The sequence below is a fragment of the Microbulbifer mixtoriginis (SeqCode) genome, from assembly GCF_052467705.1.
Genome location: NZ_CP174322.1, coordinates 1,191,030 through 1,206,142 on the forward strand (window position 1 = coordinate 1,191,030; position 15,113 = coordinate 1,206,142).

Sequence of the window (15,113 nt, forward strand, 5' to 3'; positions counted from 1 at the left end):
TTAACGCCCCGGCAAAACTTTTCAGCTACTCCGCATGTCTCTAGCTTCCGCCCGTGCGCGGGTAAAGAGTCCGTGGGGAAGGTAAATTAACTCGGAAACCCGGCGGATTAGATGTTCTTCAAAAGCCTCGATCACATCGTCGGAAAAAGCCACCTGCCACATCTGCCGAACCAGCAGGTACTTGTCTCGCTCGCTGAACTGGTCATTGACGGCCTGGGTAAACTCAAACAGGGAAGTGGCTCGCTCCCTTTGCTCTATGGCTTCATCAATAATCTCTGCCGCCGCATGGCTGCTCAGTGCGTAGTGTTGGCAAAGTAGTTCGATCAAAGTGTTACGTTCGCGCGGGTCTAGCTTTTGATCCACAGTAGCCACCTCAACCAGTAAGGCGGCACTGATCATTCGCACGTCTTTTTCATCGTGCATTTCGACATCGGCACTGTTGCCAATCTGTTCAAACAGCTTACGGATTTGTTGCAGCATCAGTTTCCCGGCGTCCCATCACTTGGCTCTGCAGCAGCATTTCGAGCCGCTCCTGATCTTTGACAAAATTACGGATACCCTCGGCGAGCTTTTCTGTGGCCATGGCATCACTGTTGAGTTGGTAGCGGAATGCCGCTTCGCAGAGTCGCCCCTCAGGGCGTGACAGCGGTTCGTTGACCGTGGGAAGTCCACCAACCAATAAACCCTCGCTCTCTTCCAGAGACTGGAGCAGCTGAGGGCTGATGGTTAGGCGATCGCATCCGGCCAGCGCTTCGATCTCCTCCGTGTTGCGGAAGCTGGCGCCCATCACAATGGTGGAGTAGTCGCGCGACTTATAGTAATGATAGATATTGCGTACCGACAGTACACCGGGATCCTCTTCACCGCTAAAGGCTTTGCGGTCCCCATTGGCTAAATGCCAGTCGAGGATGCGGCCAACAAAGGGAGAGATCAGTGTCACTCCAGCTTCGGCGCAGGCAATCGCTTGGCTCAAACAGAACAACAGGGTGAGGTTGCAGTGAATGCCCTCCCGTTCCAGTATCTCTGCTGCTGCTATTCCCTCCCAGGTGGCGGCGACTTTAATTAGTACTCGCTCCCGGGCTACGCCTTCTCGCTCGTACAGGGCCACAAGGTGTCTGGCGTAATCAATAGTGGCGCGGGTATCGAAAGACAGGCGCGCGTCTACCTCGGTAGAGACTACCCCAGGGATCAATTGCAATATTTCACTGCCGATACTGACAGCCAGCTTGATTGCAGCCAGCCGCGCTGTTTCAGAGGAATTGGCGCCACTGTGGTGGTGAGTTGCCCAGTCCAGTGACTCTTGGATCAGGCCCTTGTATTGAGGCAGCTGGGCAGCCTTAAAGAGTAAAGAGGGATTGGTGGTGGCATCCTGGGGGCGATAGCGGCGTATGGCATCAATATCGCCAGTATCTGCTACCACCTGGCTGCGCTGTTTGAGTTGATCCAGTTTATTCATCGTGATCCCTCGATAGTATTTGGCTTCCCTTCCTATGAAATACTGGCCTTCCAAGTTAAGCCGCTTGGGTGACCAGTGACAAAGCTTGCTCCACAACCTCAGGCCCTGCCCCTTTCTTGTGAGCATTTTCACTTAGATGACGACGGAAACGGCGTGCTCCGGGCAGGCCCTGAAAGAGCCCGAGCATATGCCGGGTAATATGGTTGAGGCGTTGACCACTTGCCAGTTCTCGCTCGATATAGGGCAACATCTGCTCGACCACTTGCGCGGCATCGGGTCCTTCATTTTCTCCAAACAACACACTGTCCACCTGCGAAAGAAGCGCTGGGGTCTGATAGGCGGCGCGACCGAGCATAACACCATCTACCCGCTGTAAATGTTGCTGGCATTCTTCCAGAGAATTAATGCCACCGTTAATGATGACTTGCAGCTGTGGGTAATCCTCTTTCAGCTGGTAAACCATATCGTAGTTAAGCGGTGGGATTTCGCGGTTTTCCTTTGGGCTGAGGCCCTGTAGCCAGGCTTTGCGGGCATGGACGATAAATGTCTCTGTGCCGATGGCTGCCTGTGCCTCCACAAAACGGGTCAGGCCAGGGTAGTCTTCCATATCGTCTATACCGATACGGTGTTTGACTGTGACCGGAATAGACACTGCGTCACGCATCGCAGATAAGCCGGCAGCTACAACATCTGGTTCCGCCATCAGACAGGCGCCAAAACGTCCAGACTGAACCCGGTCACTGGGGCAGCCGCAGTTGAGGTTGATTTCCGCATACCCCCACTCCTCGGCAATTCGTGCGCACTTCGCCAGCTCGCGCGGGTCGCTTCCGCCAAGTTGTAGGGCGACAGGCAGTTCGCCAGCGTCAAATTGCAGGTGGCGCTGGCGATCTCCGTGCAAAATTGCCCCAGTGGTCACCATTTCGCTATAAAGGCGGGCGCGTTTACTCAGTAGGCGCCACATATAGCGGCAGTGACGGTCACTCCAATCGAGTAGTGGCGCGGTGCAAAAGCGGTGGGGACTGTAATCAGACATAAACTACGATGTAAAAGACTAATAAAAACAGAGTAGCCCGCCATTATATGGGATGTAAAACAAAGACCCCATAGTGTTAGGGTACATTGCATAAAAGAGAGGGGGCAGAAGTGGGCTAGAGGGTGGCTCAATATACTTGAATGCTTTATAAAAACTGAGTGACAAAGTTAGCTCGCCCTCAGAGAGAAAAAACAAGGTAATTGGGAGTTGGTAGGAGTAATTCAATCAATATCATAATTCTGTAAATTCGTATTTAATATTTTCTTCCAGTTGCTTATCGATTTGTACCTTTAGAAATTAATGGGTTTTATCTTCTCGTGACAGCGTTGATAAACAGTCATATATAACACTTGACTTAAATCTCTAAAGAGTGGATTTTTTGTACTTTGGTGCGAGGTGGGTTAATAATTGGTCATGTAAATTTCAACCATATCGCACTTGTGAGTGTTACCTCTTGTTACTTATTGTAGTAGTGCTTCAGGGAGTAATTGGTATTAGCAGAAAAATAATAATTAGACTAAGTTCAAGTGATTAAAAGTCTTGGTTGCAACAGTGGAAACCATACCATCTTCGATGGTCAATTTTTTATGCAAATTAAAAAGTGAAAGTTGGTATTGGTCCAGCTTTATTGGTTGTTAAGTATAAGAGTGAAAAATGTTCAGTATAGATATTACAACGTCACCATCTAAAGATGATTCCAATATATTAAGTCAAGGTATTATCGACTTTAACCAAGCAAGTGTTCCTGGGCTTGAGCGAAATGAAGATGAGGTTAAATTTACAGTTTTTGCTAGAAATTCCTCTAATGAGATAATTGGTGGTATCCGTGCTTCTTGTTATTGGAATACTTTGCATATTGAGTTGCTTTGGCTTTCGGAAGAGTGCCGAGGTCAAGGTGTTGGTGCGGAACTTGTAAAAAACGCTGAACTTTTCGCTAGAGAGAAAGGGTGTGAGAAAGCATTGGTTGAGACAACAAGCTGGCAGGCAAAGCCATTTTATGAAAAAAATGGCTATGAGCACATGGCAACCTTGTCCGGTCGCCCCAAAGGGCAAGCATCGCATTATTTATCTAAAACACTATAAATGGATCTAGGTATTTACAGACTTCTAAATGCTGTTTAGATAATTTTAAAGATTGCGCTCCCTTTCTGAGGTGCTGGACGTATTAATGTGTGAGGAATAGTTTTCGCTTGGGGGGCCCTTACCTTGCAGGGTGGCTTGTAATTTTTTAGCCAGCTTGCGTGCGGTGGCGCGGTAGCTGGTAAGCTTGCCGCCGGCAACCGCGAGAATACGAGGCTTGCGCTCATTATCACAGCAAATCATGGATTCCCGCGAGCGGGCGAAAGGACTTTTTTCCGCTTCCGGTAGAACCCGCAATCCAGCATAGCTATCACATATATCCTCCACCTGTAGGCTGCGTGTCTGGGAAAAATACTGCTGTACCGTACGTAGCAAATAAGCCTCCTCTTCCATGGTGGGAACCACTTCCCGTGGATCGCCGAAGAAGGGGCGCTCTGTGGTGCCAACTAAGGTTTTGTCTTGCCACGGCATTACGAAGACCGCTCGATGATCCTCGGCTTCCACATAGAAGATCTTATTGCCGAGCGACAGTGGCAACAATATGTGGGTGCCAGCGACAAGGTCTATAGGAGGTAGGGTTACAGAGGGAGAACAGCGCGCGTTGGTGGTCGCTACCCAGGGGCCGCTGCAATTAACCAGGGCGCGGGTGTGTAGAGTATTGAGTTTGCCGTCGGCAACGTAATCAACCCGCACCCCCTCCTCGGTAACTTCAGCCCCAACTAAACTGCCGGGACAGATGATTTGCGCACCATGCGCAATTGCTGAGGCGACTACATCACGGGTTAGGGCGGCATCGTCAGTTTGCGCATCATAATAGCGAAATACTGCGAGTAGATCCTCCTGCTTGAGGCCAGGTAGGGTATCCCATTCGGATTTGGGTAAAGCGCGAAAGCGCGAGGCCTCACTGCCGATACCCGAGAGGAGCGCGTAAAGGCTAAGCCCCAGTCTGACCATCCATGGTGGTCGTTTGCTGTCACGGTAAATAGGAATGTAGAAGGGCACCATACGCACCAACTGCGGTTTATTTTCCAGCAGCCAGTGACGTTCGCGCAGGCACTCATAGACAAGTCGGAATTGACCGCTCTCGAGGTAGCGCAGGCCCCCATGGATAAGCTTGGATGAGCGTGAGGAGGTGGCTGCGGCGATACCGAGCTGTTCCAGAATCACAACTGAATGCCGTTCCTTGGCCAGGGCCTCTGCGGTGCCTGCGCCAAGAATTCCCGCGCCAACTACCAGTACATCAAAATCCGTAGACATCACTCGCTTCCCAGGAGCGCATCAATAGTGGCAGGTTACCGGTGAGGATATGGTGCGCACCTCGCTTTCGCCAGAGTACAGCTTCTTCAGCAGAGTTAATTTCATAGACAACCCACTGCCAGGGGCCAGGGGGTAATTCTTCGCAATCGACGAAGCTGTCGCGAATCAGCAGAAACTCCGGGGCGAGAGTGACGATATCGGCAGACAGGCAGCGTGGAACGCTGTTGATTTGCAAGGCCACCCTATGCCAGCCCATGCTGCGGGCGGCCCGAAGACTGCGACAGTCTTTTGTGAGCAGCGCGAAGGACTCGCGTTCGTTACGCATTAACTCCATGAGCTTCTTTACCACGGCTGTAAAACCCATGTTGGTGATATTGGCTGCGGAGATGCCTACAAACCAATCCAGGTGCCGGTGACAGCTGGCCCAGTCCACCAATTTTATAAAGGAGTCGATAGGTAAGCGGTTGAGTTGGGAGTCCCTTAGGTCGTGGAAGAAATGTTGGCGCTTATCACTTGGCATAGGCAGTGTATCGCTATGGTAGCACCAGGGAGTGCCATCCAAGCTAAAACGGACATCGCACTGAATGGCGCAGGCGCCCAGATTATGGGCCGCCTCGAAGGCGGCGATGGTATTCTCCGGGTGGCGGGTTTTGTCGCCTCGGTGCGCGATTAGCATGTGAGTCAAATCCGGAAAGCAGGCGTTATTGTCGAGTGGATATAGGCGCTTAGGCGCTCTGTAACCCAAGGGTCAAATGACCCAGGCTGGAATTGGGTCTTACAGGAAAAATAGACCCTGGAGAGGTTGTTGCAAGTAGAGTTGGGCGGAAATTTCAATGCTCAAGTGCATTCCTCAAGACTAGGGAATAGCCAGCTAAACTTAAGGTGTGCCCTTTAGATGTCTGTGCAGCTGTGGCATAACTGCGCTGTTAAAGAGGTATATAGCCCCCGTGAGTAGTAAAAGACGTATTCTGCTTTTGGCAATTTCCACCACTGTGCTAGCGTTAGCGGAGCATGTACAGTCTGCAGGACAGACTGCCCAGGCAACTTCACAGATAGTGCTGAGTTTTACACCTCAGGTGCAGTGGCGTTATGAGCGAAGCAGGGAATCGGCAAGGTTTTGTCTACGCAACATACCGGCCAAACATTTTCGTTTAACAAGCGAAGCTCTGCTGTCTTCCTCTGAGCAGCGTGTATATTATTCAGGTGCTGATAAGTGCCTGGAAACAAAGTCCATTGAGAACTTTTCGGGAGTGATGATTTCAGCGGAGTAATCATTTCAAGAACAAATCATTTTTGAATGACTGGCTCTAAGTTAATTCTTTTGTATGGGGGTGAATTTCTGTAGGACTCCCTGAGTTGGAACAGAAATATGGCAAGAGTATTACAAACAGCCATATAAATTCGATGAATGCAGTTTTTAAAATAATGGTTAATTTAGGTGGATGATAGAGCGATGAAAAAAATACTGCTCTCTTTCTTGTTGCTATTGGGGCAGCCCGCACTGGCAGCCATGTCCCTGGATAAAATAATTTTCTATCTTGATGATGCTCCCAATGCGCGTGATGACGTGGTTATCACTAATCCGGATAAAGAGACCCTGTATGTTCAGACAGAAATATTTCGGGTAGATAATCCCGGGCTAGAGAACGAAGAGCGCATTCGAGTGATTAACCCGGATGAATTCAGGTTGTTGGTGAGTCCGGCCAAGGCCATATTGGCGCCAGGAGAGCGGAAACGTTTTCGTCTAATGGCGTTGGATAGAGATTTAAAGGAAGAGAAGGTCTATCGTGTTACTTTCAAGCCGGTAGTTGGGGAGGTTAAATCGGAGCAAACCGCACTGAAAATTCTTGTGGCCTACCAGGCATTAGTATTTGTGCAGCCTGAGGATGGAAGTTACCAGCTGGAGTTACAGGCCGATGGGAGTCAACGTTACTTAAAGAATACCGGAAATATCAATGTTGAAGTGGTTGAGGCTCGCCATTGCCCAAGCGAGGGTGAGTGTCAAAAGCTTGATATTTCAGGTCGCCTTTATGCTGGAACAAGCCTGACGTTAGAGGGCCTTCCCACCGAAGGTGAGTTGGAGGTCTTACTCAGAGGGCGTGATAGCGAGCGAGTGCGCCTTCCCTTGGGTGGTTAAGAGTCAGTTAGCTAAGATTTTACTGACTTGGTGATATAGATTAAATACGATAAGGGGATATCTAAGGCCTGGTTTGGTATCCCTCTTATAATATCGAAAGTGTATATCTGATTCAGAGCAATGATTTTTTTTCAGCTTTAAGAAGGAAGCTCATTGTTGTTTTATGTCTGGGGTTTAATCTAAGCCAATCATTCAAAATCTAAATGTACTGTTGGCTGAGGTCTGTTGGTATAGAAAACCGAAGTCCTCATTACACATGGCTATTAATAATGATTACTGACTAGTAACTGTCACGGTGAGAACATCGGTGTATTTCGATTCATTTGCCCTTTCCCAGAAGGGCGAAGGTACCGTAATCGTGATTCTGGCATTATTGCTGAGGCATTCTTCTGGCGCTGAGCGGTTGAAAAGACCTGGAATGCGCCCGGATGCACCGGGTATTGAGGGAGGACTTCGGTGAATATTATCTGAGAAACTGGCTATATAGGGCATGTGTTCACTGATACCAGTAAGTACAAAGGCTCCCGCACTGATCCCCCCACTACTTGACAGGGATACGGAGTACTGACTAAAGCCGCTGCCACCAACACAAAAGTCTTCATGGCCAACAATATCTTGCCCGGGTGATACCCCCATATTACTAAGAAATATATCGTCGAGTTGCTTGATATAAATTTTGGGTTGAATTTTTAATGCTATCGAAAAATCTATTTTTTGAGTTTTTCCAGACTCTGTCTGCGCTATCAATAATTGGAAGTTTCCTTGATAGCTATTAGAAGAAAAATTTCTAGGTCTAACTAGCTTTACTCTCAAGTCTGCATTGGCATCGTTATTACTACCCGGAATGTCTTGATAAACTGTACCGGGGTTGAATGTAAAGGATCTGTGATGTGGCGCTGATAAGGCCAAAATTATATCAACAGCTTCTCCATTTTCTGCATATAACCTATAGAATCCCTCACGCTCGGGTTGAATTTCCAGTGAAAAGGGAGTGGCTGAGCTGTGCTTCTGACTGCGAAAAGTAAAATGGATATCCTGATGCTTCCCTTTTCCATGTATTGTGTGCCATCCAGATAGATTGCAGACACGTAGATGGGAGTCACCTAGACAGTTTGCAAGGCTGCTATTTGACAGGTAGAGTAAAAAAATAACTATTAAAAAATTATTAATAAATTTTCTTGATTTTTTATTGGGTGTCATTTGTTTTAGCAGTCTGTGAGATTTGACAGTTGGCTGAACTTTCATCAATAACCCCGAGGTTTAACCAATCTTCACTGGACTCCACAACCTCAACTTTGGCATTACAATCAAGCCAGGTGACTTCGAGATGTGAAGGGGGCTCGTCAGAAAGAGGTATTTCCAATTGAAAAACACCAAAGCTATCTGTGAGTGTTGACTCTCCTTCAATGGAAATTAACACATTGTCTAACCCCTGACCCTTAGCCATAACTCGACCTATGGTCAGATAGACAGGTTGAATCTTGTAAGTAGCGGTGGTCACACTGCCAGGATAAAGCGTCACTTGATCGGTATTTTCACGGTAGCGAAAGAAACCATCCCCTAGAGGACGAAGTGATATATCGTAGCTTTTAAATGGGTGAAGATTGATCACGGACCTACTATCGCCTTTCGCATAACCTTGGCGGCTACCGTCGATTAATACTTCAAAGTTTTCCCGTTGGCTGCCTTCAATATCTACAATGATGGCACTTTCCAATGAGCGTTCACCGCCCCAGGCTATATGCTCCTTTGTGGCAATGATATTGGTGTTAAAACTCCCAATATAATTTGTAGAGCGGCTATTGTTAACGTCACTATGACTAATGGTGGAGCTGATAAAACCATATTGTCCAGCAAGTCGACTATAGCTTCTTAAATAGTAATCTTCCGGCGTTGCTTCTATAGTGAACTCCTGGTTTACTTCTGCTGCCCAGCGGTCGGCATCACGCCAGCGAGTTTGGACTTCTAGATATTGGTTGTCACCGCTTCCTTGTTGGCGCTCACCACGTAGGTTAAATGAGTTTTGCCAGTTTTTATTGGTTTGAAGAAGTTCAATACTCAGTAGTGTATATTTTTCTCCGTCAGCGTCACTATAGGCCAGATTGGCTGTAGCTTGCCATTTTCTTCCTCGAAATATATTCCTTCGATATTCCAAGGTCCTAAGTTCTTGGGCTTCACTGAATTGACTGTCCAGAGAGAGTGAGTCAGTGTAATTTCCCGGACTTCGATTGCGCTTACTGCGCCTTAGTGTTAGGTTTCCACCAAAAAGTGGGGTTCTCAGGCTAATACTGCTTTGAGACAACCTATTGCTTAGCAGGGTATATCTATCGGGCTTTACATCATTTCTCTGCTCATCAATCTTGATCCGATAGGCGCTCAGCATTGCATAGGGCGTTTTTATCAGAGCCTGTAATTTATAGGCGTCTAGACCATTGGACTCCCTAGCCATAGAGGGAGAGAGTTCTAAATAAGAGCTTACCCAACGGCCACCAACCTCCATAAATTGCTGACCTTCTGTGGCTGCTAGTGTAGAGAAAACGCCAAAATTTTTTGAAAGGCGGCGGGCAATATATCCTTGCAGTAACTCTTGCTGATAATGATCCGGCATTCCGGAGGATATTTCAGGTTTTACTGGCATTCCTCCCTGCAGGCTCCAGCGCCACTCACCCGGTGCGGGGAGTTGTGAATCCTTGGTAAAAAATTCAGTAGTATTATTAATTAATCTGCCAGCTTCGTCGTAAATACGAATTTCTATGTTGTAAGCGCCATGTGGTAAGGTGGTGGTATCCAGTAAGTGATTTCCAGCTTCCATCAAATCGGAGTGAATCATACGACCATCTCGGTACAGTTCCACCCGGCCACGCACTGGCATGTTTATTTCTACCAGGGCGGAGTGTTGATAACCGATGTCTGTGCGGCTGTACTGAGAGTCACGGAGCTCAAATCCGTAGAGACGGTGTAATGATTGGAAAGTACTGAAATTTCCTTTTGGTTGCAGTAATCCCAGGCTATAGGCTTTTCCGCGGAAGTCCCTTTCCCAATGCAGGCTACTGACACGGGTACCAATTTCGTTGGCTGTGTACCAATCCCCGTAAATAGCACTCTCACCAAATCCAATAATGCTGGTAGCAGATAAAGTAGTTTGTGTGTTGCTGTCTACTTCATCGCTTTGTGCTCCCGACCAGGAACCACTGATATTTTGCACAATGGAAAAACTATTGCTGGCTGGGGGCAAGTATCGGTCGGTCAGGGCCTCTTGTTGAGGAAGTAGCTCTGGTGAGAAAAAGACATCCAGTCGATACCTCTCTTCGTCATAGATTACTGCGAAGTATTCTGGATTTATAAATCCACAATCTGTTTGGGAGTTATCACGACAAATTCGATCACTATTTTTTTTCAGTGAAGCCTGTAATGAAAGCAGCAGGCGCTCGGGGTTAAGGCTGACAGGGAGAAGCTTGATTGCCTCCTCAGGTTCTACAAAACGCACGAATTCAGGCTCGGCAATAATTAGCGCCGAGCCCAAACTGCGCCCGCCATAGTACAGGTCTGCCACAATCCTTTGGGGCTTGGTTAGATCTGCAAAACCTGCAGGTACATCTGTGTTTACGAGATGCATTGGTTCTGTTGATACTGCAGTTGTATGCCAGAGCCATAGCGGTAAGAGCATCCAGGGAAACTTCCCGACGTTGCTTTTATTTACCATTACCATAGGGAGGTTGTTCCCTGACCAAAATTATATTTTATTATTTCTGTTGGTTATTCTGACGTAACTGTCACTGTCAAAACGTCGGTATATATAGTGCCGCTTAAAACATTGGGATTTTCCCAATTTGCATTTGGAATTAATACTTCAAAGGTGGAGTTATCTGGAGCTCCATTACAGTTGCCAGGATTTTGAAGAATTTGTCCGTTCAGGGCTACACCTTCATTTGTGGGAGAAAAGCTTCCTCCCGAAACATTTCTAAAGCTAACTTGGTAGGGGATATCCGTGGAGCCATTACTTAGTATGTATGCACCGTCTCCATTGAGGCTGTCAAATTGAATCTCGAAGTTTGTGAATCCTATGCCTCGAATACAAAAATCCACCCAGCCCTCGGCATCAGTACTTGGGGCGGGGTCTTCAAAGGTGAGGTTTTCGAGGCCATTTATATCAATCGACTCATTAAACTTTAGCATTATTTCTGTATTGGCCTGATCAGTGGCTGCTAGGGCAAATTGTGCCCCAACGGTGGATATAGCAGCCATCGCCACAGGGATGACACAACCTCTTAACATGTGCTTCATTATTGGTGTCCTTTTGTTAAGTGTGAGCGGAGAAGGGTATAGTTGATCTTGCGGCTAAAAGAATAGGGAAAATTTCCCAGTGGGTCGGTAGAAATTAGTGATAATTTCTTATTTATGGATAAATAGTGCGCCTGAATTGTCGTAATATTTGTTTGCCTGGATTTGTGGAGTTTTTAGAGTATTTAAAATGCCGTTTTATAGGAAACAAGAGTTCTTATGCGGCGCCCATGGAATTTGAGATAGGTGTTAGCAGAGCGATTCCCATAGAGACGCTAATGAGGGAGGTGTATAAGAGTTTTGAAGGATTAGCGCCAGCTAATGGAGTTTTTTTGGTTGGCGTAATTATTTTATTTAATACTAAAGTTGTTTTACAAAGCTGGCGGTCAGTAAGAAGTTGTAAAAGTTATTATTGGCTACTAACCGTAATTGTCAGTACATCAGTATATACAGGTTCCCCGACCTGTTCCCAATCTGAGGGAGCAACTGAGATATATACTCTGGCGTTATCAGTAGTACAAGCTTCATCTGACTGTCTAGTAAATGACCCCGCGATATCACCCTGACTATTAGGACTATTGAACGTGTTGCTGTTTAACGTATTACTAAAGCCAACCGAATAGGTAATATTTTCATTAACACCTTTAAGGGAAAAAGGCTGATTCCCAGTTCCACCTGTGCTTCCATTACTGCTAGATAGATTTACGGTATAGCGGTCAAACCCAATGCCGCCAATACAGAAATCTTCCTGTCCTTCAATCGCCTGGCCGAAGGAAATACCCGAGTTGCTGAGATTAATGTCCCCCAGGTTACGAATTGCAATACGGGGCTCTACCTGCAAAACAATATCAAACTCTACTGTTTCGCTATCAACCAGGAAAATAAGGAAGTACTGCTCTAGGGTGATTTGAAAACTACCATTGTAGCGATTGGAGGAGGGCGTTTTAGTATCGTCTATGTTCAGGGTTAAGGAGGCGTTGACATCATTGCTACTACCATTAAAGGGGCCAGCGAGATTGTTCAGTGTGAGTAGCTGTGCATCACTATTGCTAGGGTTTAATATAAAGGAGATATCCAAAGTGTCGCCATTGTCGGCAGTTAGAGAGTAAGTGCTACCACTTAAAGGAGTGAGCTCCGCGTAGTAAGCTAGGGCGCGGCCACTGAATGCGCTGCGACTGCGCAAGGTGAAGGGAACTACTTGGCTATTGGACTGGTAATTTAGGGTGTGTGTGTCGCCCAGATTACAGGTGCGCAAGCTGTCATTGCTGGAGCAGCTTTGTGCCTTGGCCGGATTATGACAATGTAAAAAAAGAACACCCAGCCAAAGGAGTTTTCCAATTAAGTGTTTAATGCTGCGCACTGGTTAACCCCGCAGTAGTTTCGATGTGGCAGTTGGCCTTGGATTGTTCAATGCTGCCTAGATTCAACCAGCTATCCCCAGAAGATAGAATTTTTATGGGAACCTGACAGTGATCCCAAGTTAATGCTTGAGTAAGCAGGCTCTTCTTGTTGGTATTTATACCTAATTGGAAAACGCCGTACCGATCGGTGGTGGTACTGTGTTCACCGATAAATAATCGGGTATTAGGCAATCCCTCACCCATATCGGTTAGACGCCCCAAAATAAGCAGCTGTTGCTCTATCTGATAAGTTGTGGAACTAACATTACCGGGATATAGGGTGAAGGTTTTACTTTGTTCGCGGTAATCAAAGAAACCATTATCCAATGGGCGCAGAGACAAGTCATAACTCTGAAATGCCGGCAAGTTGATTACAGACCTATCACCGCCTTTGGCATAGCCGCGCCGGTTGCCATCAACTAATACTTCAAAATTCTGTTGGTCGCTGCCATCGATTTCAATAACTACAGCACTTTCCAGTGCGCGTTCACCACCCCAGGCGAAGGTATTTTCTGCAACAATTAGGTTGGTATTGAAGCCACCCAGATAATTGAAAGCCTTGCTATGGTTAACGTTATTAAAGCTGAGAGTGCTGTTTAAATATCCGAAGTGGCCGGCGAGATGGCTGCTGCTCTCAAGATAACGGCCATGCGTGCTTTTTTCTGCAGTGATTTGTTGCTCAAATTCCGCTGCCCATAGGTCCCTATCGTGCCAGCGACTCTCCAGGAGCAAGCGCTGTTCGCGATCGCTGTGATTACTGCGCTCACTGTGTAGATTGGCGCTGTGCTGCCAGTGTTTGGCGCGGCGTCGGAGTTCTATCTCCAGGCCGGTATACTGCTGCCCGTCGGCCTTATGGTGTGAGAAAGTGGCACTGCCCAGCCACTTAGCACTTTGTAAGAAGTTGCGTTTGAAAGAGAGGCTGGTGAGCTTACTCGCATTATCTAATTTGTCGACTTGCTCTCCGGGCAACAAGCGATACCCGCTGTCTCGCTCACGCAAGCGCAGAGAGAGTTGCCCTCCCAGTAGATTGCTCTGTAGAGCCAGGCTGCGCTGCGAGTAACCTAGTGGTAGCAGTTGCAGACCCTTGGTTTGATCAAAATCGGCAGCGTCATCCAGCCTGGTATCAATAGCACTCAGTGTGGCGAATGGGGTTTTCAACAGCGCCTGGACCCTGTGACCACTGCGCCCACCCTTGTTAGTCACTATGCTCGGCGAAACTTCGAAGAAGCCACCTATCCAGCGGGCGCCAATCTCGTAAAGTTGTTGCTCACGGGTTGAGGCTGCCGAGGCAAAGAACCCCAGATTGCCACTTAAGCGTCGAGCTATAGATCCCTGAGCCAGCACATCCTCGTAGCGCTCGGGTAGCGTCTGATAGTTACTGTAATTGTGCGCGGGTTGCCCTGCATAAAAATTCCAGGACCATTCCCCTGGGGCCGGTAGCAGGGAGTCTTTGGTAAAGAACTCTGAGTGGCTGTGCAGCGAGCGCCCCATTTCATCAAAAGTTCGCACCTCAATTTCGTAGGAACCATGCGGCAGGGTGCTGGTGTTTAGCAACCGGTTACCGGCCTCCAGCATTTCTGTGTGGATCAGCCGCTGATCCCGGTAAATTTCCACACGCCCGCGTACCGGCATATTGATTTCCAGTGGGCTGCCCTGCCGATATTTAATGTCTGTACGGCTGAGCTGGGAGCTGCGCATCTCTAACCCATACAGGCTGCTGTGGTTACCGAAATAGTGCCAGCCCCCTTGGGGTTGTAGTAAGCCAATCGAATAGGCTTTTCCACGATAATCCCTGGACCAGTGTAAGGCGCTAATCTGATTGTGCTGCGCAGTGGCAGCCGACCACTGGGCGTGTAGGGCGCTCTCGCCAAAGCTGATAATGGTGTTGCCATTCAAAGTGGCGTTCTGACTGTTTTTACCGAGATTACTCTCCACACCACTCCAGGCGCCACTGAGGTTTTGAACAATGGAAAATTCACTGGTGGAGGCCGGGAGATAGGGGTCGCTGATGGCGGCTTCTTGTGGCAGTAACTTTGCGGAGAAAAATAAATCGAGCCGATAGCGGTTTTCATCGTAAATGACCGCCACCTGCTCAGGCACTAGATAGCCACACTTTCGCTGCCAGCTTGAACGACAGAGATACTGTGAATTTCTGGGCAAAGGCTCGGCCAGCGCCGCTATTACGGTCTCTCTATCTAATAATTTAGGTAGAAGAGGGAGCAATTGCTCTGGCTCGTCGAATTGGATATGGGTGGGGTTAACAGTAATTGGCGCTGCGCCTATTTGGCGGCCGCCATAGTAGAGGTCTGCCAATAACTGCTGTGGTTCGGTCAGTGAATCAAACCCTTCCGGTGCAGAGGTCTCCAGCAGAAAAGTGGCTGCTGTTGCTGCAAAGCAATCGGCGTGAATGGCCTGCGCCAGACAAAATGCCAGCGCATGCCATTGGTTAAGACGTCCTGCCATAAACTG

Annotated in this window: 13 protein-coding genes; 3 read left to right on the top strand and 10 right to left on the bottom strand. The window is 47.8% G+C overall.

Annotated features, from left to right (window positions below; genetic code table 11):
- Positions 1-21 precede the first annotated feature (21 nt).
- From ACJJIB_RS05350 to dusA, 3 genes are read right to left on the bottom strand one after another with little or no spacing between them, the layout of a single operon-like run.
- The gene (locus ACJJIB_RS05350) at positions 22-480 is read right to left on the bottom strand and encodes a tellurite resistance TerB family protein (RefSeq protein ID WP_252084695.1); all 459 of its coding nucleotides are present in this window, start codon (positions 478-480) and stop codon (positions 22-24) included.
- On the bottom strand, positions 461-1,456 hold the full coding sequence (gene tal / locus ACJJIB_RS05355) for a transaldolase (RefSeq protein WP_444888090.1): 996 nt from the start codon (positions 1,454-1,456) through the stop codon (positions 461-463). The genes ACJJIB_RS05350 and tal overlap by 20 nt, the downstream gene beginning before the upstream one ends.
- Positions 1,457-1,511: 55 nt before the next feature.
- Positions 1,512-2,489 (bottom strand): tRNA dihydrouridine(20/20a) synthase DusA, encoded by a 978-nt coding sequence (dusA, locus tag ACJJIB_RS05360; RefSeq protein WP_444888091.1) that lies wholly within the window; start codon positions 2,487-2,489, stop codon positions 1,512-1,514.
- A 654-nt stretch (positions 2,490-3,143) separates the two neighbouring features.
- Between dusA and ACJJIB_RS05365 the strand changes: the two genes are divergently transcribed.
- Complete coding sequence (locus ACJJIB_RS05365) at positions 3,144-3,572, top strand: GNAT family N-acetyltransferase (RefSeq protein WP_444888092.1); 429 nt, start codon at positions 3,144-3,146, stop codon at positions 3,570-3,572.
- 45 nt (positions 3,573-3,617) lie between these two features.
- Here ACJJIB_RS05365 and ACJJIB_RS05370 read toward each other — a convergent pair whose 3' ends face one another.
- A complete protein-coding gene (locus ACJJIB_RS05370) occupies positions 3,618-4,826 on the bottom strand; it encodes a glycerol-3-phosphate dehydrogenase/oxidase (RefSeq protein WP_444883869.1) in 1,209 nt (402 codons plus the stop codon).
- Positions 4,810-5,502 (bottom strand): glycerophosphodiester phosphodiesterase family protein, encoded by a 693-nt coding sequence (locus ACJJIB_RS05375; RefSeq protein ID WP_444883870.1) that lies wholly within the window; start codon positions 5,500-5,502, stop codon positions 4,810-4,812. Before ACJJIB_RS05375 ends, ACJJIB_RS05370 begins: the two co-directional genes overlap by 17 nt.
- Positions 5,503-5,773: 271 nt before the next feature.
- On the opposite strand from ACJJIB_RS05375, the gene ACJJIB_RS05380 reads away from it, so the two are divergent.
- Both ACJJIB_RS05380 and ACJJIB_RS05385 read left to right on the top strand, forming a co-directional pair.
- On the top strand, positions 5,774-6,097 hold the full coding sequence (locus ACJJIB_RS05380; RefSeq protein WP_444883871.1) for a hypothetical protein: 324 nt from the start codon (positions 5,774-5,776) through the stop codon (positions 6,095-6,097).
- 182 nt (positions 6,098-6,279) lie between these two features.
- The gene (locus ACJJIB_RS05385) at positions 6,280-6,963 is read left to right on the top strand and encodes a fimbria/pilus periplasmic chaperone (protein ID WP_444888093.1); all 684 of its coding nucleotides are present in this window, start codon (positions 6,280-6,282) and stop codon (positions 6,961-6,963) included.
- Between the two features lie 273 nt (positions 6,964-7,236).
- On the opposite strand, the gene ACJJIB_RS05390 is transcribed toward ACJJIB_RS05385, so the two are convergent.
- The 5 genes from ACJJIB_RS05390 to ACJJIB_RS05410 all read right to left on the bottom strand — a co-directional run bounded on the left by ACJJIB_RS05390 (position 7,237) and on the right by ACJJIB_RS05410 (position 15,107).
- A complete protein-coding gene (locus ACJJIB_RS05390) occupies positions 7,237-8,208 on the bottom strand; it encodes a hypothetical protein (protein WP_444888094.1) in 972 nt (323 codons plus the stop codon).
- Positions 8,150-10,579 (bottom strand): TcfC E-set like domain-containing protein, encoded by a 2,430-nt coding sequence (locus tag ACJJIB_RS05395; RefSeq protein WP_444888095.1) that lies wholly within the window; start codon positions 10,577-10,579, stop codon positions 8,150-8,152. The genes ACJJIB_RS05390 and ACJJIB_RS05395 overlap by 59 nt, the downstream gene beginning before the upstream one ends.
- Before the next feature lie 140 nt (positions 10,580-10,719).
- Positions 10,720-11,247 (bottom strand): hypothetical protein, encoded by a 528-nt coding sequence (locus ACJJIB_RS05400; RefSeq protein ID WP_444888096.1) that lies wholly within the window; start codon positions 11,245-11,247, stop codon positions 10,720-10,722.
- Positions 11,248-11,653: 406 nt separating this feature from the next.
- Positions 11,654-12,604: a hypothetical protein gene (locus ACJJIB_RS05405; RefSeq protein ID WP_444888097.1), complete on the bottom strand. Its 951-nt coding sequence runs from the start codon at positions 12,602-12,604 to the stop codon at positions 11,654-11,656.
- Positions 12,591-15,107 carry a TcfC E-set like domain-containing protein gene (locus tag ACJJIB_RS05410; RefSeq protein ID WP_444888098.1) on the bottom strand — a complete coding sequence of 839 codons (2,517 nt, stop codon included), beginning with the start codon at positions 15,105-15,107 and terminating at the stop codon, positions 12,591-12,593. The genes ACJJIB_RS05405 and ACJJIB_RS05410 overlap by 14 nt, the downstream gene beginning before the upstream one ends.
- Between the last annotated feature and the right edge of the window lie 6 nt (positions 15,108-15,113).

Excerpts from the sequence above, each read along its gene's own strand:
- ACJJIB_RS05390 (WP_444888094.1), bottom strand. The coding sequence starts at position 8,208 with ATGAAAGTTCAGCCAACTGTCAAATCTCACAGACTGCTAAAACAAATG.
- ACJJIB_RS05350 (WP_252084695.1), bottom strand. The coding sequence starts at position 480 with ATGCTGCAACAAATCCGTAAGCTGTTTGAACAGATTGGCAACAGTGCC.
- ACJJIB_RS05410 (WP_444888098.1), bottom strand. The coding sequence starts at position 15,107 with ATGGCAGGACGTCTTAACCAATGGCATGCGCTGGCATTTTGTCTGGCG.
- ACJJIB_RS05385 (WP_444888093.1), top strand. The coding sequence starts at position 6,280 with ATGAAAAAAATACTGCTCTCTTTCTTGTTGCTATTGGGGCAGCCCGCA.
- dusA (WP_444888091.1), bottom strand. The coding sequence starts at position 2,489 with ATGTCTGATTACAGTCCCCACCGCTTTTGCACCGCGCCACTACTCGAT.
- ACJJIB_RS05400 (WP_444888096.1), bottom strand. The coding sequence starts at position 11,247 with ATGAAGCACATGTTAAGAGGTTGTGTCATCCCTGTGGCGATGGCTGCT.
- ACJJIB_RS05375 (WP_444883870.1), bottom strand. The coding sequence starts at position 5,502 with ATGCTAATCGCGCACCGAGGCGACAAAACCCGCCACCCGGAGAATACC.
- tal (WP_444888090.1), bottom strand. The coding sequence starts at position 1,456 with ATGAATAAACTGGATCAACTCAAACAGCGCAGCCAGGTGGTAGCAGAT.
- ACJJIB_RS05395 (WP_444888095.1), bottom strand. The coding sequence starts at position 10,579 with ATGCATCTCGTAAACACAGATGTACCTGCAGGTTTTGCAGATCTAACC.
- ACJJIB_RS05365 (WP_444888092.1), top strand. The coding sequence starts at position 3,144 with ATGTTCAGTATAGATATTACAACGTCACCATCTAAAGATGATTCCAAT.
- ACJJIB_RS05370 (WP_444883869.1), bottom strand. The coding sequence starts at position 4,826 with ATGTCTACGGATTTTGATGTACTGGTAGTTGGCGCGGGAATTCTTGGC.